Origin of the sequence: Streptomyces sp. NPDC059534 (assembly GCF_042743475.1) — a bacterium.
Lineage (GTDB): Bacteria > Actinomycetota > Actinomycetes > Streptomycetales > Streptomycetaceae > Streptomyces.
In genome coordinates this window covers 90180-109944 of sequence record NZ_JBHWAQ010000028.1, presented here as the reverse complement: position 1 = coordinate 109944, position 19765 = coordinate 90180, and the positions used below count along the sequence as shown (strand labels likewise).

At 72.9% G+C, this 19765-nt stretch carries 14 protein-coding genes and 1 pseudogene; 4 read left to right on the top strand and 11 right to left on the bottom strand.

The window, feature by feature from the left end:
* Nucleotides 1-126 precede the first annotated feature (126 nt).
* Entirely contained in the window at nt 127-744 is a 618-nt protein-coding gene (locus tag ACFVZH_RS29125; protein WP_384901830.1) for a hypothetical protein, read from the bottom strand.
* A gap of 118 nt (nt 745-862) precedes the next feature.
* On the opposite strand from ACFVZH_RS29125, the gene ACFVZH_RS29120 reads away from it, so the two are divergent.
* Nucleotides 863-2113 (top strand): MFS transporter, encoded by a 1251-nt coding sequence (locus ACFVZH_RS29120; protein ID WP_384901828.1) that lies wholly within the window; start codon nt 863-865, stop codon nt 2111-2113.
* Nucleotides 2114-2127: 14 nt separating this feature from the next.
* Here the strand turns inward: ACFVZH_RS29120 and ACFVZH_RS29115 are convergent.
* The 6 genes and pseudogenes from ACFVZH_RS29115 to ACFVZH_RS29090 form a co-directional block, all read right to left on the bottom strand.
* Nucleotides 2128-3819 (bottom strand): annotated as a pseudogene (locus ACFVZH_RS29115) (Tn3 family transposase); the annotation flags it as partial.
* A gap of 308 nt (nt 3820-4127) precedes the next feature.
* On the bottom strand, nt 4128-5516 hold the full coding sequence (locus tag ACFVZH_RS29110; protein ID WP_384901826.1) for a hypothetical protein: 1389 nt from the start codon (nt 5514-5516) through the stop codon (nt 4128-4130).
* 504 nt (nt 5517-6020) lie between these two features.
* Nucleotides 6021-7457 (bottom strand): DEAD/DEAH box helicase, encoded by a 1437-nt coding sequence (locus ACFVZH_RS29105; RefSeq protein WP_384901824.1) that lies wholly within the window; start codon nt 7455-7457, stop codon nt 6021-6023.
* A 213-nt stretch (nt 7458-7670) separates the two neighbouring features.
* Nucleotides 7671-7874 (bottom strand): cold-shock protein, encoded by a 204-nt coding sequence (locus ACFVZH_RS29100; RefSeq protein ID WP_057577999.1) that lies wholly within the window; start codon nt 7872-7874, stop codon nt 7671-7673.
* Nucleotides 7875-8084: 210 nt separating this feature from the next.
* Complete coding sequence (locus ACFVZH_RS29095) at nt 8085-8873, bottom strand: DUF817 domain-containing protein (protein ID WP_384901823.1); 789 nt, start codon at nt 8871-8873, stop codon at nt 8085-8087.
* 112 nt (nt 8874-8985) lie between these two features.
* Nucleotides 8986-10431: a glyceraldehyde-3-phosphate dehydrogenase gene (locus ACFVZH_RS29090; protein WP_384901821.1), complete on the bottom strand. Its 1446-nt coding sequence runs from the start codon at nt 10429-10431 to the stop codon at nt 8986-8988.
* Nucleotides 10432-10568: 137 nt separating this feature from the next.
* On the opposite strand from ACFVZH_RS29090, the gene ACFVZH_RS29085 reads away from it, so the two are divergent.
* The gene (locus tag ACFVZH_RS29085; RefSeq protein ID WP_384901819.1) at nt 10569-13733 is read left to right on the top strand and encodes a BTAD domain-containing putative transcriptional regulator; all 3165 of its coding nucleotides are present in this window, start codon (nt 10569-10571) and stop codon (nt 13731-13733) included.
* A 53-nt stretch (nt 13734-13786) separates the two neighbouring features.
* Here the strand turns inward: ACFVZH_RS29085 and ACFVZH_RS29080 are convergent, their stop codons facing one another.
* The 4 genes from ACFVZH_RS29080 to ACFVZH_RS29065 form a co-directional block, all read right to left on the bottom strand.
* Complete coding sequence (locus ACFVZH_RS29080; protein WP_384901817.1) at nt 13787-14254, bottom strand: helix-turn-helix domain-containing protein; 468 nt, start codon at nt 14252-14254, stop codon at nt 13787-13789.
* A gap of 259 nt (nt 14255-14513) precedes the next feature.
* On the bottom strand, nt 14514-15167 hold the full coding sequence (locus tag ACFVZH_RS29075; RefSeq protein WP_384901815.1) for a GNAT family N-acetyltransferase: 654 nt from the start codon (nt 15165-15167) through the stop codon (nt 14514-14516).
* 214 nt (nt 15168-15381) lie between these two features.
* The gene (locus tag ACFVZH_RS29070; RefSeq protein ID WP_384901813.1) at nt 15382-16413 is read right to left on the bottom strand and encodes a serine hydrolase domain-containing protein; all 1032 of its coding nucleotides are present in this window, start codon (nt 16411-16413) and stop codon (nt 15382-15384) included.
* A gap of 174 nt (nt 16414-16587) precedes the next feature.
* Nucleotides 16588-18327: a VanW family protein gene (locus ACFVZH_RS29065; protein ID WP_384901811.1), complete on the bottom strand. Its 1740-nt coding sequence runs from the start codon at nt 18325-18327 to the stop codon at nt 16588-16590.
* Nucleotides 18328-18564: 237 nt separating this feature from the next.
* Between ACFVZH_RS29065 and ACFVZH_RS29060 the strand changes: the two genes are divergently transcribed.
* Nucleotides 18565-19326, top strand: coding sequence for an IclR family transcriptional regulator (locus ACFVZH_RS29060; protein ID WP_384901809.1), 762 nt, complete (start codon nt 18565-18567; stop codon nt 19324-19326).
* A 45-nt stretch (nt 19327-19371) separates the two neighbouring features.
* Nucleotides 19372-19701 carry a putative quinol monooxygenase gene (locus ACFVZH_RS29055; protein ID WP_384901807.1) on the top strand — a complete coding sequence of 110 codons (330 nt, stop codon included), beginning with the start codon at nt 19372-19374 and terminating at the stop codon, nt 19699-19701.
* The last annotated feature ends 64 nt before the right edge of the window (nt 19702-19765 follow it).

The following is a 19765-nucleotide window of genomic DNA, read 5'->3' as shown; positions in this document are numbered from 1 at the left end:
CTGATGTCCCTGTTCAGCGAGGTGTCCTCCGCCCTGCTGGTGCCGACACAGCAACTGTCGCCAGTTCGCATCCGATGCAATTGGCGGCGCTTGGAGGATCGGTACAGCGGTTATCGGTGAGAACAATCATGGTCCGGGCGGCACGAGGGTGCTGACCCGGTTCTCGTACTCGCGGCGGGCCTTGCGCTGGGCCGGGATCGCCGGGACGCCCTGGGCGCCGTCGAGTGGCTGGCAGCGGGCGAGGAGCCTGCGGTGCACGGCGGGGGCGGCGGTGACGCGCAGGGTGTAGCCCTGGCCGCGCCGCACGGTCACCCCCTGGTCGGGCGCTGCCCGTTCGGCGGCTTCCAGGTCGGCGGCGTGGAGGAAGTCGGCGACCTTGCCCGGCACGTCGAGGGTGACCGGCAGCCCCGGGGCCGGGCCGGCCTCCTGCTCGATGGCGGTGTGGTCGGGCATGAGTTCGGCGACGGCCGTGCGGATGGCACCGCGACTGACGCCGTGGTCGCGGGCGAGGGAGGCGATGGAGCGGCCCTCCAGGTACGCGGTGCGCACGTCGGCGGTCTTGCCGGCCGGGACGGCGGGGCGGCGTCCGCCCTTGTTGCCCTTGGCCTCGGCGGCGCGTAGGCCGTCGTAGGTCAGCTCGCGCTGGAGGTCGCGCTGGAGTTCGCCGGCGGCGGCGAGGGTCTGCACCATGAACTTCACGGTGGACAGCAGCTCGCCGGTGCGTTGACCACTTGAGGGTGCCATCGTTTGACGACAGAACCTTCGGGGTGGAGCGCTCCTCGTCCGGTCCTGTGGTGCAACCAAAGCACGCGATCTTGGTGCGACTGCTGCTGGATCAGCGGCCGCTGTTAGCCTGCCGTCCATGATCAAGGGCAGCCTGGCAGGCCGAATAGGCCGCTTAGTGGGGGACAGCAGGCCGGAGCGCGTGCTGATCGCCGCCAGTTTCGTCAACCGAGTCGGCAATGGTCTGTTCAACGCGGCGTCGGCGCTCTATTTCACGTTGGTCGTGGGCCTGCCCGCGGTGCAGGTCGGCGCCGCGCTCACCATCGCCGGAGTGATCGGCCTGTGCGCGGGGATACCAGGCGGGCATCTGGCCGACCGGCGCGGGGCGCGCACGATCATGATGGTGGCCCTCGCGGTCCAGGCGGTGTCGATGGCGGCCCTCGTCCTCGTCGAGAGCTGGGCCGCGCTCACGGTCATCGCGACGGTCGACCAGGTCGCCGCTGCGGCCGGCGGGGCGGCGGCGGGCGCTTTGGTGGTCCGGGTCGGGGGTGATCGCCCGGCCATGTTCCGGGCGAAGCTGCGCACGTTCGTCAACTTGGGCGTCATCCTGGGAACGGTGGGTGCGGGGCTGGCGCTGGCCGCGGACACCCGCGGCGCCTATGTCACGCTGATCCTCGGCAACGCGGCGAGCTTCGCCCTGTCCGCGGTGCTTCTGTTCCTGCTGCCCCGCTATCCGGTACTGGCAGCGCCGCCGCAACAGCGGCGCTGGCTCGTCCTCACGGATCGTCCCTTCCTGGCGTTCACCGCCCTCTACGGGGCCATGGGACTGCAGTACCCGGTGGTCTCGCTGCTCCTGCCGATCTGGATCTCCGAGCACACCGAAGCGCCGCGCTGGACGGTGGCCGCGCTGTTCGCCGTCAACTCCCTCTTCTGTGTGTTGATGCAGACCAGGATCGGCTCGCGTATCGAGACCCCGCGCGACGGCGGCCGGGCGTTTCGCACGGCGGGGCTGCTCTTCCTCGTCAGCTGCCCGATGATGGCGCTGGCGGCGTACACCCCGGTCTGGGCCGCGGCAGGACTGGTCCTGACCGCGATCTTCGTCCACAGCCTGGGAGAGGTCTGGGAGTCATCGGCGGGCTTCGCCCTGGGCTTCGGTCTTGCCCCCGACCACGCCCAGGGCCAGTACCAAGGTGTCCTCGGTCTCGGCTTCAGCGCGGGCCAGGCTCTCGCCCCCGCGATCCTCACCACGGTGGTGCTCGGCCTCGGCACGAAAGGCTGGCTGCTGCTGGCGGTGTTCTTCGCGGCAGTGGGCGCTGTCGGCCCATCTCTTGCCCGCTGGGGCACGCGGACCCGGCCGCAGCCAGGCGTTGCCGCGGAAGCGACGGGATGACCAGCGAGTAGGTGTCAGAAGCCTTCTTCCGCGTCGTCCCCTTCCAGCTCCGGCGCGTCCGGGTCGCGCAGCGGGCGCAGGGCGCCGGCGGCCGGGACGCTTGCGGTGAAGCTGTAGCGGCCGAGAAGGTTCAGGTTGCGGTGCTTGAGCGGGGACAAGCGGGCGATGTCTTCCTCGCGGAGCTCGTGGCCTTCGGCGCGGAGTTGGGCGACGGCGGCGTCGATGTACTTCGTCGTCCAGAGCACGATGGCGTTGAGGGCCAGGCCGAGCGCGCCGAGCTGGTCCTCCATCCCTTCGCGATCCGTCCGTACTCGGCGAATGCCTGGCCCAGCGGGGTCGGCCGTCCCTCCCGGCCGAACATCCGCAGGAGGTCGTAGGCGCGGACCTGTTTGGTGACCAGGGAGCCGGCGACCCGCAGCATGTCCGGCCAGTGCGTGATCACCTTGTTCAGGCTGACCCGGTTGCGGGCCAGGTCCTCCAGTACCCCGTACGTCCCTGTCTCGACCCCGGGCATCGTCGCGCGTCGGAACCGCAGGTAGTACTGGTCGACGTGCACGAGCCGGGCGCCCGCGTGAGCGCCTCGTGGCCCGGGTTCACCACCGGGGTCAGGCCGATGTTGCCCGCTTCCGAGACCAGCAGCGCGACCACCGAGGTGGTCAGGTCCTTCATCCGGGTCGTGCCGTCGCCGAGGTGGACGAAAGCGTTCAGGAAGCCGGTCCAGGCGTGCACCTCGAAGAGCAAGTCCGGCAGGTCGACCTTCGGGAGCATCTTCTCGACCCGGCCGCGCAGCCAGGCCAGGGACTTCGGCTCGCCGAGCGCGCCGAGCTTGTTCACGTTCAGCTTCGCCCGGCCGCTCTCGGTCGTCTCGATGCTGACCTTCGCGGCCGGGCCCGCTTCTGCGAGGCGTTCCGCGAGCTGCTTCCACCCGGCGTCCAGGCCCCGGACGAGCTCGGCCAGGTACTCATGGACCGGCATGTCCACGCTCAGCCCTGCCAGGACGTCCTCACGCACAACCTCCCACTCCGGGCCGTCCAGCAGCCGGGACCGCGGGTCGGACCAGCGGTGCGAGGGGGAGGCGAACACGTCGCGGCGTTGAAGCGCGCGGTGCAGCTGCTCCAGTACGCACACCACGTACGCGTCCCGGTCCACCGCCCCCTGCGGCAACCCCGGGTTGGCGTACACCGCCTTCCGCCAGGCCGGCGGCACGAGCTTGTCGTCGACCTCGCGCGGCAGCAGCGGCTTCACGCCGTGGCCGCCGCGGACAGCACCGCCGAACGCGGCGCGACCTCCTCCACCGCCGCCCACAGCGCCGCCACGTCCAGGTCCGCGCCGTGTTCCTCGACCAGTTCCGGCTCCTCGAACAGCACCTTCGCCGCCCGCGCGAGCGTCCGCGCCGCCTTCTCCAACTGCGGCAGCGTCGACAGCCGCTCCTTGTCCGTGGCCCGCTTCGCCGTGCTGATCAGCCGCGTCGCCATCAGCACCTGGAACAGGTCCAGGGCCTCGTCGATCGCCTTCGCATCCAGGTGCCGCATCACCGCCGTCCGCTCCAGCAGCGGTGCCTTCGACCCGAGCGCGTACCGGGCCAGAGCCGCCGGCCGGTTGGGTGGGATCTGCGACAGCCGCAGCCGACCGAGCTGGAACGCGCCGATCTCGTCCACCCGCTCCAGCGCGCGGGCGAACGCCGTACCCGCCTGCTCATCAGTCGGAAATTCCACCGGCACGCGGCGGACGGTAGCCGCCCCTCACCGGCGATCGACGATCTTCCCGGGAACCCCAGCGCAGCGCCGGATCGCTGTGCTGGCCGACCATGATCGTTCTCACTGATAACCGCTGTACCGCTGTACCGCTGTTCCCCGAGGCCGGCTCAGCGCACGCGGTCGTGGACCGGAGTCGACGTGCTGTGCTCGTCCGCCGGCCGGCTGACGAGTGCGCACTGCCCGGGCGCGCTGACCTCCTCGGCTCCTGGCGCCGTGGCCATGGAGCCCGGCGGGCCGAACTGCCTCCGGGGGGACCGTCAGCCGGTGCAGCCCGGGACCGCACCGGCCGGGCTGCAGTTGTTCGGCCGGTTGTCGCGAATGGCATCGCCGCTCAGGGTGAGGACGCCGGACGCCTTGAAGATGCCGCCGCCGTCGCCCGCCCGGTTGTGGGTGATGACGTTCTTCTCCAGCGTGGTGGTGCCCAGCCCGGCGGGTCCCCCGGCGGCGTAGAGGCCGCCGCCCTGTGCGGTGCCGTTCTTGGCGGTGACCGTGTTCCGGAGAACCTTGTTGCGCCTGGCCGTCAGGGTGCCGCCGTCGGGGTTGTCGATGCCGCCGCCCTGAGCCGTACCGTTCGGCGCGTCGGCGGTGTTGCCGGTGATGTGGCTGTCGGTCAGGTCGAGGGTGCCGAAGGGGCCTACGCGGACTCCGGCACCGCGTGCGGTGCCGTCCTTGGCCACCGCCCGGTTGCCGGTGATCTCCACCCCGCTCACGGTCATCAGGCCGTTGTTCGCGATGCCGCCGCCCTGGGCGACACCGTGCGGAGCGTCCGATGTGTTGTGGCTGATGGCGCCGCCGGTCACGGTCAGCCTGCCGGGCTCCGGGATGCCGTTGGAGACGGCGGCACGCGCGAATCCACCCGGGGCGAAGGAGCGGTTCCTGCTGATGACCGTGTCCTTGACCGTCGTCTCGGCGAAGCTGATGATGCCGGCCGCGAAGGCGGTGCTCTGGGTGTCCTCGGTGACGGTCGCGGTGTTCCCGGTCAGCCGGGAGCGGGTGACCGTCAGCGGGCCGTCGTTCGCGATACCGGCGCCGGCGGCGCCGCCGCCGGTTTCGCTCCCGCTGTAGATGACGTGGTTTCCGGTGACTTCGGTCTCGCTCACGCTTCCGGTGCCGGGGCTGTCGATGCCGCCGCCCTGGGCGAACACGTCGGACCGGGCCGTGTTGCCGGTGAACTTGCTGCGGGTCACCTTCATCGTTCCGGTGTTGGAGATGCCGCCGCCGCAGGCCAGGCCCGGAGGGTCGGGGAAAGCGGGGCAGTCCGTGGCGTAACCACCGCTGATCGTCGTGTGGGTGAGCGTGAGGTTCCCCGTCGGTCCGACGAAGAGGATCCGGAACTTCGGCGCGTCGTCCGCTCGTCCGTCGCGCCTGATCGTGGCCCCGCGCCCGTCGATGGTGATCTCACTGGCGATCACCGGCAGCCCGTTGCCGGGGGTCACGGGGTCCGGCGCCGTCAGCCTGTACGTGCACGTGCGCGCCAGCCGGAGTGTGTCCGGCCCCGGTGAGCTGTTCGCGGCGTTGATCGCCGCGACGAGATCCGGGACCGAGCAGCGAACCTGCGCCGTGGCGGCTTGAGCGGCCGGGACGGGGACCGCCACGAGCGCGCCCGCCACGAGGCCGAGGACGGCCGGGACATGCCGACGAGACATCGGAGACTCCTCCTTCTGCGGGGTACGGCCGGCCGTCAGGGGACCGCAACCAGCCGAGCCCAGCCGACCTGCGCAACCGCCGCCGGCTTCCCGGCCTGATCCGTACGGGCCTGCGGACGGCCCGTACGGAGCATGAGGACGCGCGGACGGGCCAAGACGCGCGAACGGGGCCGCCCTGGAGGGCGGCCCCGTTCGCCGTGACGCAGCTCGCTGCCCCTGGCCCGTGCTTCCCGCTCGACCGCGCTGCGGCCCCGCAGGCGTCCGGCCTTCCGATGTCCGTTCCCCGACGGGTCCGGCACTCTGGGCGCCCGGCACGTCAAGGGGGCGGATTCGTGGCGAGCTGCCGGCCGCGTCAGCCCTTGATCATCGCCTCGAAGACGTGCTCGTCCGGCCGCGGCTGAGGCGGACCGTCGATTTCTCCGGCCGCCGCGCGGAGCGGCCCTGGTGTCTGCCCCACAGGGAGACGGCGCTCACGTCGTGCGACGAACGGCCGGCCGGCCCGGGTCAGCCGCCGCGGCGGATGCGCGCGGCCTGCCGGGCCTCGGCGGTCTTGCGGGCCTCGGACGCGCGGCGGGACTCGTTCTTGGCGCGGCCCGGCCGTCCGGGGACGGTGCCGATGCCGCGGAAGGCCGCGCCGCCGCGCTTGACGCCCTCCTGGCTCGGCGCGCTGCCGTCGACGGGCACGCCGGACGGGGTCCGGGCGCCGGTGATCCGGGTCAGCTCGGCCTCGCCCGAGCGGACCTGGGTGACCTGGGGGCGGATGCCCGCGTCCGCCATCAGACGGGCCACGTCACGGCGCTCGTCGGGCGTGACGAGGGTGACGACGAGACCGGACTCCCCGGCGCGCGCGGTCCGGCCGCCGCGGTGGAGGTAGTCCTTGTGGTCGGCGGGCGGGTCGACGTTGACGACGAGGTCGAGCTCGTCGACGTGGATGCCGCGTGCCGCCACGTTGGTGGCGACCAGCACGGGGACCTCGCCGCTCCGGAAGCGGTCCAGGGTCCGGGTCCGCAGCGGCTGCGACTTGTCGCCGTGCAGCGCCGCCGCCCGTACGCCGCTGCCGAGCAGGTGCCGGGTGAAGCGGTCGACGGCCTGCTTCGTGCGCAGGAACATGATCACGCGACCGTCGCGGGCCGCGATCTCCGTGGCGGTGGCGAACTTGTCGGCGCCGTGCACGTGCAGCACGTGGTGGTCCATGGTGGAGACGGTGGCGGCCGACGGGTCGACGGAGTGGACGACCGGGTCGACGAGGTAGCGCTCGACGACGAGGTCGACGTTGCGGTCGAGGGTGGCCGAGAACAGCATCCGCTGGCCGTCGGCGTTCACCCGGTCGAGCAGCTCGGTGACCTGGGGCAGGAACCCCATGTCGGCCATCTGGTCGGCCTCGTCCAGGACGGTGATCGTCACCCGCTCCAGCCGGCAGTCCTTGCGCTCGACGAGGTCCGTCAGCCGGCCCGGCGTCGCGATCACGACCTCGGCGCCGTCGCGCAGCGCGGTGGCCTGCCGGCCGATCGACATGCCGCCGACGACCGTCGCCAGGCGCACCTTCAGGGCGCGGGCGTACGGCTCCAGGGCGTCCGTGACCTGCTGGGCCAGCTCGCGGGTGGGGACCAGGACCAGGGCCAGCGGCTTGCGGGACTCGGCGCGGCGCCCGGCGGTGCGCACCAGCAACGGCAGGCCGAAGGCCAGGGTCTTGCCGGAGCCCGTCCGCCCGCGTCCGAGGACGTCGCGGCCCGCGAGGGCGTCGGGCAGGGTGGCGGCCTGGATCGGGAACGGCGTCTCGACGCCTTCGCGGGCCAGTACGTCGAGCACCTCGGCCGGCAGGTCGAGCTCGGCGAAGGAGGTGGCGGCGGGCAGCGCCGGGGTGACGGTGGGCGGCGTCGCGAATTCGTCCTTCGGCGTGGAGCCGCCGCGTGCCTTGCTCGTACGGGGGGTGCTGTTCATGGGGGACCTTCCTCGAAACGGTGCGCTTCGAGGAATTCGCGACGGGCCGCGGCCCATGAATTACCAGAACGTACCGAACGCCAATTGCGTACGGATCCGGCCACGCCGGCGGGGTGAATGCGGCGTCCGGTCCGTGAAAAAGCCTGGAAAAACCAACGAGCCGAGGCCCTCACCTTGACGGTGGGGACCCCGGCTGCGTCGGACGTGTCAACGTCAGGCGGGAAGGATGTTCTCCGCCTGCGGGCCCTTCTGGCCCTGCGTGACGTCGAAGGTCACCTTCTGGCCTTCCTGGAGCTCACGGAAGCCGGAGGTGGCGATGTTGGAGTAGTGGGCGAAGACGTCCGGGCCGCCACCCTCCTGCTCGATGAAGCCGAAGCCCTTTTCGCTGTTGAACCACTTCACGGTGCCAGAGGCCATGTCAAAATCTCCTTCGGGGCGTAACCCGGGAAACCACACTGTGTGGAACCCGGCGTCGCCGTGATGATTGCCCCGTCGGAAAACTGCACCGAAAACACATAAAGTGCCTGACGATGTTTCCACCGTCGAAGGCACTCATAAGTTCTTTGGGAACCACAACTGCAACTGCCTTGACTGTAGCACGTCGTCCGCCGGGGTGCACGAAATTGTCTATTCGCGGGCCTCCCGCCGCGGCGGGAGGAGATATCCCGCCCGGTGCGCCGTCAGGACGAAGGTGACCGTGATGAGGAGGGCCCAGGCGCCGAACTTGGCGGGGGAGACCGGCTGCCAGCCGTCCAGCTGGTCCGGGTAGCTCCAGGCGCCGACGTACGTGGCCGCGTTCTCCGCGACCCAGAGGAAGAAGCCGATCAGGACGAACGACAGGGCCAGCGGCATCCGGAGGTCGTCCTGCCCCACCCGGAACCGCACCCAGGTGCCCGCCGTGGCGGCGCACAGCAGCGCGGCGAGGACCCAGCGGGCGTCGGGCAGCCAGTGGTGGCTGAGGAAGTTCACGTACACGGCGCCCGCGAGGACCGCCGTCACCCGGGGCCGGTAGCCCGTGAGCCGCAGGTCGAAGAGGCGCCAGGCCCGGCAGACGTAGCTGCCCAGGGCCGCGTAGAGGAAGCCGCCGTACAGCGGGACGCCGCCGAACTTGGTCAGCCCGTCCTCGGGGTAGCTCCACGAGCCCATCCGCACCTTGATCAGCTCGAAGAGCAGGCCGATGGCGTGGCACCCGGCGATCACGGCGACGTCCCGGCCGGTGTCCCAGCCGACCTTCCACGCCAGGACCGTGAGCCCGATCCCGTAGAGCAGGAGCAGGTCGTAGCGGGCGACGGGCAGTTCGGGGAGCAGGGTGGAGGCGGCGATGCCGCCGACGAGCGCGACGGCGAAGGCGCAGCAGCGCGCCTCCAGCACCGCGAAGCGCAGGAGCTGGCGTATCCCGTACGTGAGCGTCTTCATGGCGGGAGGGACGCCGGAGCGGCCCCGGTCGGTTCGCCGCCGGGAACGGCGGAGCGCCGCACCCCGAACGGGGTGCGGCGCTCCGCCGTGCCGTGGCGCCGTGCTGCGGGGATCAGACCGCCGGGGCCGGGAAGGTCGGGTACTCCACGCCGGAGACGTGCTGGACGACCCGGATGACCTGGCACGAGTAGCCGAACTCGTTGTCGTACCACAGGTAGAGGATCGCGTTGTCGCCGTCGACCTTGGTCGCGCCGGCGTCGACGATGGACGCGTGGCGCGAGCCGACGAAGTCCATCGAGACGGCGTCGGGGGCCGTGGTGAAGTCGATCTGGCGCTTCAGCGGCGAGTGCAGCGAGACGTCGCGGAGGTACTCCAGGACCTCCTCGCGGGTGGTCTCGCGGCCCAGGCGCAGGCTCAGGATGGCGATCGAGACGTCCGGGACGGGGACGCGGATCGAGCTGCCCGTGATGGGGGCCTTGAGGTCCGGCAGAGCCTTGGCGACGGCCGAGGCGGCACCGGTCTCGGTGATGACCATGTTGAGCGGCGCGGAACGGCCGCGACGGTCGGCCTTGTGGTAATTGTCCAGGAGGTTCTGGTCGTTCGTGAACGAGTGGACCGTCTCCACGTGGCCGCGCAGCACGCCGTACTCGTCGTCCATCGCCTTCAGCGGCGGGACGATCGCGTTGGTGGTGCAGGAGGCGCAGGACAGGATCTGCTCGTCCGGCTTGACCGTGTCGTGGTTCACACCGTGCACGATGTTCGGCACGTCGCCCTTGCCGGGCGCGGTGAGGACGACCTTGTCGATGCCGGGGCGCAGGTGCTTCGAGAGGCCCTCGCGGTCCCGCCACTTGCCGGTGTTGTCGATGAGGATGGCGTTCTCGATGCCGTACGCCGTGTAGTCGATCTCGGAGGGGTCGTTGGCGTAGATCACCTTGATGGTGTTGCCGTTGGCGACGATGGTGCTGTTCGCCTCGTCGACCGTGATCGTGCCCTGGAACTGGCCGTGGATGGAGTCGCGGCGCAGCAGCGAGGCGCGCTTCACGAGGTCCTGGTCGCCGCCGCCGCGGACGACGATCGCGCGCAGGCGCAGACCGTTGCCGGAGCCGGCCTTCTCGATGAGGAGGCGGGCGACGAGGCGGCCGATGCGACCGAAGCCGTAGAGGACGACGTCGCGTCCGTCACGGCGCTCGATCTTGTTCTCGCCGGTGGCGCCGGCGACGGCCTCGGCGGTGAACTCGGCCACGGTGAGACCGCGGGCGTCGGTCTTGTAGTCCGCGGCCAGCACGCCGATGTCGATCTGGCACGGGCCCAGGTCGAGGGTCGTGAGCGTCTGGAGGAAGGGGAGCGTCTCGGTGACCGAGAGCTCCTCGCCGTCGATCTGCCGGGCGAAGCGGTGGGTCTTGAGGATGCTGACCACCGACTTGTTCACCAGGGAGCGGCTGTGGACCAGGACGGTGACGTCCTGCTCCCGGTGCAGCTTCCCGATGATCGGGATCATCGACTCCGCGATCTCCTCGCGGTTCTTCCAACTGGTGAACGAGTCGTCATTGACAGTCACAAGATTATCTTTCGAGCTAGGCGGCGCTCATATGGTAACCCCCGGCCGCTTTGATCAATCAAGGGGTCCCGAACCGTACGATGGGGACCGTCGGGATCCGCCGCAGGCTGGCGGCCCGCCTACCTTGATGCGGGGGCATGGTGGTGAAGTTCGGGCTGCTGGGACCGCTCGTCGTCCACGACGGGACCGAGCCGCGGCCGGTGACCGGCCCCAAGGTCCGTGTCCTCCTCGCCGCGCTGCTGCTCCAGGCGAACCGCACGGTGTCCAGGGACGCCCTCAAGGAGGCGCTCTGGGGCGCGTCCGTGCCCGCCAGCGCCGACGCCGCCCTCGCCAACCACCTCACCCGGCTCCGCAGGGTCCTCGCCGCCGCGGACGGCGGCGCCGAGGAGCGCCTGCACACTGTGGCCCCCGGCTACCGGCTGCTCGTCCACGACGGCGAGTTCGACGCCGACGTCTTCGAGGAACGGGTCCGGGCCGTGCGCGACGCCCACCGGCGGGAGGACTGGGAGGAGGTCCGGCGCCAGACCGCGCTCGCCCTGCCGCTGTGGCGCGGCACACCCCTGGCGGATTTGGCCCCCTTCTCCGACACGGAGACGCCCGCCCTCCGGGTCCACCAGCTCGCGGAGGCCCGCCTCCAGGCCCTGGAGTGGAACTTCGACGCCGAACTCCGCCTCGGCCGGCACCACGAGGCCGTCGGCCCCCTGACCACCCTGGCGGCCGAGCACCCCCTGCGCGAGGAGTTCCACGGGCTGCTCATGCAGGCGCTGCACCGGTCCGGCCGCCAGGCCGAAGCCTTCTCCGCCTTCCAGCGGCTCCGAGGGAGCCTCGTCGAGGAGCTCGGCACGGAACCCGGCGCCGCCGTCCAGCAGGCCCACCGGGAACTGCTCGCGGGGGAGCCCGCGCCCCGCCCGGAACCCCGCCGGGCACCGCCCGCCGCCCCGCCGGCCCGTCCGCCCTTCCAGCTGCCCTGCGAAGGAGGCGCGTTCACCGGCCGCGAGGCCGAGGCGGCGACCGTACGGTCCCTCCTCGGCGTGCACCTCGCCGACGGAGGGACGCACCCGCACGCGGGGACACCCGAGAGCGCTGCGACCGATGCGGCCGGCCCGCCCCACCCGAGCGGTGCGGTCCACGGCAGCACCGTGTCCCACGGCGTGCCCCACGCGAGCACCGCGTCCCACGCGGCGGGTGCGCCTGACGAAAGCACCGCGCCCCACGCGCCCGGCCCGCCCCACCCGAGCGGTGGGGCGCCCGTGATCCCGGCCCAGTACCGTCCGGGCCCCTCGCAGGCGCCCTCGTACGTGAGGCCCGTGGTCATCTCCGGCATGGGCGGAGTGGGCAAGACGGCGCTCGCCGTCCACGTGGCGTACCGCGTCCGCGAGGCGTTCCCGGACGGCGCGCTCTACGCCGACCTGCGGGGCTACTGCGGTCACGGGGCGCGCACGGCCCACGAACTGCTCGCCCGCTTCCTGTCCGACCTCGGCGTGCACCACGAGGCGCTGCCCGACGACACCGACGACCGGGCCCTCCTGCTCCAGGCGGCGCTGGCCGACCGCCGCGTCCTCCTGGTCCTCGACAACGCGCGCGACGCCGCCCACGTGGCGCCGCTGCTCCCGGCCGGCGGGCCGAGCGCCGCGCTGATCACCAGCCGGCAGCTCCTCGCCGACCTGCCCGGCTCCGTCAGCGTCCCCCTGTCCCCGCTGCCGCCGGGCGATCAGCACGCGCTGCTCGCCCGCCTCGCTGGCGCCGACCGGGTGCGCAGCGAGCCCGAGGCCCTGGCCGACATCATGGCCGCGTGCGGCGGCCTGCCGCTCGCCCTGCACATCGTCGGCGGCCGGCTGGCGTCCCGCCCCCACTGGCCCCTCGCGCTGCTCGCCCGCCGGCTCACCCCGCACCAGGGACGCCTGGAGACCCTCTCCATGGGCACCTTCGACGTCCAGCGGACCTTCGACATGAGCTACGTGGCCATGCGCGACAGCGACCGCCCGCTGGAACGCGAGGCCGCCCGCGCCTTCCGGGTCCTCGGCCGGGTGTGGTCGGCGCACCCCGTCACCCCGCGGTCCGCCGCCGCGCTCTTCGACCTCCCCGAGGCCCGGGCCGCCGCCGTCCTCGACGTCCTGGCCGACGCGCACCTCGTCCTCAACCCCGAGCCCGACCGGTACGTGCTCCACGACCTGCTCGGCGAGTACGCGGCGCAGCGGGGCGACGAGGAGGATTCGGAGGAGGAGCGCACGGCGGCCGTCCTGCGGATGATCACCTGGTACGTCGCCGCCCTCGCGTCGGCGACCCGCACCGCCACCCGGGAGACGCAGTCCCCGCCGCCGCTCGACGGCGAGCCCGCGACGCCCCTGTCGCTGCCGGTGTTCGCCGACGACGACGAGGCGATCCGCTGGGCCGCCAAGGAACTCCCGGCCATCAGGGACGCGCTGGGCCAGGCCGGGGAACTCGGCCGCTCCGACATGGCGTGGCGGCTGGCCGTGGGGCTCTTCGGCTACGCCAGCACGCACTGGTGGACGATGGAGTGGGACGCCTGCCTCGCGCAGGCGATGGACGTCGCGCGCGCCCACGACGACACGCTCGGGCAGGCATGGCTGCACCGGCGGATGGCCGTCGCCCACGGCATGGCCTTCCGCAACGAGGCGTGCCTGGAGCACCTGCGGATCGCCCTCGACCTCTTCACCGCGCGCGGTGACCTGGTGGCCCAGGCGTCGATCCTCGGCAACATCTCCGCGCTCTACATCCAGGTCGAGGACGCCGACCAGGCACTCGTGCACGCCGAGCTCTCCCGCGACCTGTACCAGCGGACCGGGAACACCCGCGGCGAGGCCCTGCTGCTCAGCCGGATCGCGGATGTCCGGAAGCTGCGCGGCGAACTCGACCTGGCGGCGGCGGACTACCGGCGGGTCATCGAGCTGATCAGTGGTGCCGGTCACTGGGTGTTCCTGGCCACCGCCCTCACGAACCACGCGGACGTCCTCCGTGCCCTCGGGCGGCGCGACGAGGCGTTCGCCGCCCTCACGGAGGCGCTCGCCATCCGCCACCGGATGGACGACCACGGCGGCACGGCCGACTGCCTCGTCTTCACCGCCCGGGCCCACCACCACTTCGGGGAGTGGGCCGCCGCCCGCCGGACCTGGGAGACGTGTCTGGAGCTGGCGCGCAAGCACAACCTGCCCAAGCGGGTCGACGAGTGCCTGGAGGGCCTCGCCGAGCTGCCCCGGATGGCGCACACGGCACCGGGAGCACGCCCCGCACCGGCCGTACCCGTCACCCCGTGCACCTCCGGGACCTCAGGCGGACGCTAGGGCCGATCAGGCCGGGCGTGCCGGCGCCCGGCTCACGCCGCCGTACGCCCTGCCTAGGCCGCCCGTCGCCTCCCGCCGGACGCGGCGGCCCGCGCCACCGCGGCGGTGAGGACGCCGCCGACCACCATCCCGGCCGCGGAGACCAGCGCCAGGGTGCGGACGTCGGCCGGGGCGAGGCGGGCGGGCTGCGCCGGCCGGGAGCCCGGCCCGTGCTCCGCGGCGGCGGGGGCCGACGCGCGGGACAGGCCGGTCCGGGAGTGCCGCCGGCACCGGTCGAGCTGTTCGAGGAGCGGCCGGGGGTCCTGCCCGGCCGCCTGGGCGAACTGCTCGATCACCAGCCGGGTCGGCAGCTGCTTCTGGTTGAGGAACCGTTCCCACGAGGAACGGCTGTAGTGGGTGCGCTGGGCCAGGCCGGCGTAACTGAGCTCCGAGGTCTCCTTGATCTGTCGCATCTCCCTGGCCAGTCGATCCCACGGGTTCTGCTCGTCCGCCCCGCACCTCGTGCCGCTGTCCGTCGCCATACCCTGCCCCCTCCGGTCACGAGTCGTCCCTCGTCACCGACGATTCTCGGACCGGGCTCCAACGGATCGCCAACAGGCGCCCAACGGCCGTTCCCGCCCGTTGTCTGCGCCCGCCTGTGCCGACGCAGAAGCTAGCAACGACGCGCCGGTGGGGGACAGGGCCCGAGCGCCGTCCCGGAGCGGACGGGAGCCCCCGGGACGGCTCCCGCGCCGTACCCGGAAGGCCGCGCGGCGGGCGTCCCGACCGCGTCCCGGGAGGTCAGTCCCGGGAGGGGACGGCCGCCGCCCGGCGCTCCCGGTAGCCGGCGAGCCGCCGCTCCAGGGCGGCCCGGCGCTCCGGCCACTCCTCGGCGATGACCGAGAAGACGGCGGAGTCGCGGAGGCGGCCGTCCTCGCCGGGGGCCCAGGAGCGGGCCGAGCGCCGCAGGACACCCTCGAAGGTCGCGCCGACGCTCGCGATGGCGGCGCGCGAGCGGGCGTTGCGGGCGTCGGTCTTCAGGTCCAGCCGGGCCACGCCCCAGGTCTCGAAGGCGTGCCGGAAGAGCAGGTACTTGGCCTCGGCGTTGATTCCGGTGCCCTGGGCGGAGGCCGCGAGCCAGGTGAAGCCGACCTCGATGGCGCAGAGCCCCTCGCCGGTGGGCCACAGGCGCGGCTCCCAGAAGGAGGTGGCGCCCACGACCCGGCCGGTCGCCGCGTCCACCTGGACGTAGGGCGCGAGCCGGCCGTCGGCGGCGCGGCCGAGCTGCGTGTCGATGTACCCCTCGACCTCCTCCCGGCGCGGCACCCAGGTGAAGCCGTACGAGTCCCGTTCCTCCTCCGCCGCGTCGGCGAGACCGGTGGCATGGTGGTGCCCCAGCGGCTCCAGGCGCACGAACGCGCCCTCCAGAAGCGGCCCTTCCAGCGTGAAACCCATCGATCAGCACTCCGTACGTGTCGAACCCGTCAAAGATCGTCCAGCCGCTGTGCAGCGTCGCAGAGCCCCGCCCGCGCGAGCACCTCATTTCCGGGCCGGACGCGGGCGCGGGACTGTCACGCGACAGGGGACCGCCACGGGAGGGGGAGGGGGAGGGGGAGGGGCACGGGACAGGGAACCGCCACGGGAGGGAGGGGCACAGGACCGAGGACCGTCACGGGAGGGCGAGGGCCCGGAAGGTGTCCCGGACCCGGGCCAGCGGGCCGGCGTCGCGGGTCAGGTAGAGCCGGTTGGTGAGCAGGACGGCCCAGCGGCCCCGCGCCGGGGAGACCCACAGGGCCGTGCCGGTGAAGCCGAAGTGCGCCCAGACGTCGTCCGACGGCGCGGTGCCGGGCGCCGGGTGCCAGAAGAGGCCGCGCGGCGGGACGAGCGCGCCGGTGCGGACGCGCAGGGAGGCGGCCGTCCAGTCGGCGGAGAAGGCACCGGGCACCGGATCGAGGACCTGGCGCAGGAAGCGCCCGATGTCGGCGGTGGTGGTGAAGACCCCCGCGATGCCGCAGGCGCCGCCGAGGAGCCGGGCCGAGAAGTCGTGGACGGTGCCCTTGAGCCGGGTGCCGCTCTCCTCGTCGTACTCGGTGGGCGCGCACCGTTCCCTCGCCGCGGCGGGCAGCGGCCCGTAGCGGGTCTCGGTCATGGCGAGCGGCGTCCAGATCCGCTCCTCGGCGAGGCGGGGCAGCGGTCGGCGGGTGAGGTGCTCCGCGAGGTAGCCGAGGATCAGCGCCGCCCGGTCGGTGTAGGCGACGGCCTCGCCGGGGCGGTGCCGGAGCGGTTCGGCGAGGACGCCGTCCCGGACGTCCTGCGGGTCGGAGCCGTACAGGGCCTTCAGGTTGGCGCGGAGCGGCAGGCCCGCCGTGTGGGTGAGGAGGTCGTGCGCGGTGACCGTGGCCGCGGGCCGGCCGGCGGCCTCGGGCCAGTACGTGCCGAGGGGGGCGGCCGGGTCCAGTTTTCCGCCGTCGACGAGGGTGCCGGTCACGGCCCAGACCGCGAGGATCTTGGTGAGGCTCGCGACGTCGAACAGCGTGTCGTCGCGCATCGGTTCACCGGGGTGCGCGGGGTCCAGCAGGCCGGTGGCGCCGTGCGCCAGGGTGGTGCGGGCGTCGCCCACGGCCCATGCGGCACCGGGGATGACACCCGCGCGCACGGCGTCGTCGAGGAGCCGCTCGAAGGGGTCGCTGCGCTGTGCCAAAGCCTGCCTCCGACGGGTCGGGCGGGGCGGGCCTGTCGGACGGGGCTGACGGGCCGCGCTCCGAAGTGATGCCCCGGCCGTACGGGAAGACACCCTTCCGGCGCCGGCTGTCCCGGCCTGCCCGGTGTCGTCGCCCGGGCGGCCGGTCCGCTTCCCCGGCCGGTCAGCCGCGGGTCATTTGCAGGTCACCTCGTCGCGCGGGGTGTAGTGGGTCTTGAACGTCTCGCGCTTCACCTCGGCGCCGTCGTTCTTGAACACCCGGTCCACCGAGATGTCGAAGCCCTCGAGCGGCGGCTGCACGAGGCACTCCTTGCCGGTGCCCTCGCGCTTGGCGGGCTCCTTGAGGTTGGTGCGCGGTCCGGCGACCGCCTCCACGGAGTCGTACTTCTTCGTGCCGAGGAAGCTCACGGTGACCGACGAGTCCGTCGCGCCCGCCTTGATGTAGATCGGCTTGCCCGTGTCGTTGCGGAACTTCAGGTCGAGGCTGCCCCAGGCGACGGTGGCCTCCCGCCCGGCCGGGTAGCGCTCGATGTAGAAGGAGTGGGCGCCGTACTCGACCGGCTTCACCCCGGCGAAGAACATGGCGTTGAAGACGGTGGTCGCCATGGCCGACACGCCGCCGCCCGGGGCCTCGCGGTACTGGCCGTCGAGGATCATCGTGCCGTCGACGAAGCCGTTGTCCGGGGTGCGCTCGCCGACGGTCCTGTTGAAGCTCCATACCTCGCCGGGCTGCACGACGGAGCCGTTGATGAGCTCGGCCGCCCGGCCGATGTTCGTCGTCCGGTACGGCGCCGTGGGGAAGTTCACCGTGAACGTCGACATCTCCTCGGTGATGCCGAGCCGGGCCAGCGAATCGGAGGTCAACGCCGGCTGGGTGACCTTGGTGGCCACCGGAGCCGTCCGGGCCGTCTCGCCGGACCGGGTGAGCAGCGGGCGTACGGCGTCGCCGAGGGCCTTCGCGGTCACCTCGTGGCCCGGCCGCCCCTCCTTCTCCACCACGACCCTGCCGTCCCGTACCGCGAGGGCCGCCTCGACGGGCGCGCTCGTCAGCCCGGCGAGCGGCCGTGCCACGTCGGGGTCGCGCAGCAGCGCCTCCGGGTCGAGGTCGGCGGTCAGCCGGCCGCCCTCGCTCTTCACGGTGAGGTGGTCGCCGAGGGTGGCGGCCGATATCCGGAGCCGCTCGCTGCCCGCGGTGAGCGTCACCGGTCCGGACACGGCGGGCTTCGCGTACGAGTCGAGGAAGCGGGACACCTCGGCGGCGGGCAGCTTCGGCTCGGTGACGGAGACGGGGAGGTTCACCGCGGAGGCGCCCGTCGTGGCGGGGTAGGCCGCGCGCAGGGTCTCCACGGCCCGGCCGGTGTCCAGCTTCTGGCCGGTCACCGGCTGCGTGGCGACGGGCTTGCCGTCGCGGAAGGCGACCGATCCCTCGCGGACCGTCCGGTCGTTCCCCTTCGCGAGCACGGCCACGGCGGCCTCGGCCTTGGACTCGTCGTAGGCGAACACGGGGTGGATGTCCCGCTCGCCGGAGGAGAACAGCCGCCCGATGACGGTGATCGGGTCGCGGGCCGGGTCGGCGGCCAGGTCGGCGGTCTTCGCCACGTCCACGGTCATGCCCGCGGTGGCGGGGGCGACGGTGGTGGTGAGGTCGCCGACCTTCACGGGTATCGGCGCGGTCCACGAGGCCGGTGCCTCGGCCGCGAGTTTCGCCCGCGCCTCGGCGCGGCTCATGCCGCCGATGTCCACGCCGCCGACCCGGGTGCCGGCCGATATGTCGTCCCCGGCGGTGAGCAGCCCCGCCGCGTAGAGTCCGCCCACGGCGACGGCGACCACACCCGTCGCGATCGCCGCCGTGCGGAGACGAGGGCTGCGCCCCTGGCGGGGCGTCGGGGCATGGTCGGTCCTGGAGCGGGGCACACGCTCTCCCGTGGCGTCGAGGATGGGGAATCCACACGACGGTACGCCGAAAGAGTGTCTTATGCACATAAGCCCCCTTTGACCTGCGGGGATACGGAGCGGGGCAAAGCGGGCACGGAGCGTTCCCGGCCGGCGCCGTACCTCGCCGGGACACCGCCCCAGGGATGTCCCGCCGATCAGGCCAGGATCGACGGACAGGCAGGGATCGACGGACAGGGCACCGCCTAGGCTGGAGCGATGGCCACCCCCAGCCCGAGCCCAGGGCCCCAGTCCGTCGACAGGGCTCTCGCCGTCCTCGACGCGGTCGCCGACGCGGACCGGCCCGTCGGGGCGAAGGCGCTGGCGCGACGGCTCGGCTGTGCCCTCTCGACCGTCTACCACCTCACCGGGCCCCTGATCGCGCGCGGCTACCTCGTCCGCACCGCCGAGGGATACGCCCCCGGGCCCCGCGTCCCGGCCCTGCACCGCTCCCACCAGCGCCACCACGGACTCGGCGCGGGCACGGGCGAGCTTCTCGGCCGGCTGCGGCGCGCCACCGGGGCCGAGGCGTACCACACGGCCTACCGCGAGGGCCGGATCACCGTGGTCGACACCACAGCCCCCGTCACGGACACCGCCCACCCCTTCACACCCGGCCCCGAGGACCGCGCGCACGCCACCGCCCACGGCAAGGCGCTGCTCGCCGCCCTGCCGCGCCCGCTGCGCCGCCGGTATCTGGCGGAGCACGGCATGGCCCGCTTCACCGCGCGCACGATCACCGACGCCGAACGCTTCGAGGCCGAGACCGTCCGGGTGCGCGAGCAGGGCTTCGCCGTGTCCGTCGGCGAGGCGGACCTCGCGTACACCTGTCTCGCCGTGGCACTGCCGGAACGCGGCGACGGGATCGTGCACGCGCTCTCCGTCTCGCTGCCCACCGCCGACTTCGGGCGGCGGCAGGGCGAGCTCAGGGCGGCGCTGACCCGGGCGGTCCCCGGCTTTCCGGCCCTGCCGGAATCCTGACCTCCCCGGCTGGCCGCCGCGGGCGGGCCGCCGCAGAGTGAACGCATGATCTTCATCGCCGTGCGATTCACCGCCCGCCCCGACCACGCCGACCGCTGGCTCGACCTGGTCGCCGACTTCACCCGCGCCACCCGCGAGGAGCCGGGCAACCTGTTCTTCGACTGGTCCCGCAGCGTCGACGACCCGAACGTCTTCGTCCTCCTGGAGGCGTTCGCCGACGCCGAGGCGGGTGCCGCCCACGTCGCCTCGCCGCACTTCGCCGCCGGCCTCGCCGCCATGGCCGGAGCCATCGCCTCCACCCCCGAGATCATCAATGTCGAGGTCCCGCAGCAGGGCTGGGGCGCCATGGCCGAACTCGCCCCGACCGGCGTCTGAGCCGCCCCCGGCCGTCCGGGAGACGCGCCGTCCCGCCTGATAGGTTCGCGTGCACACGCAGGCG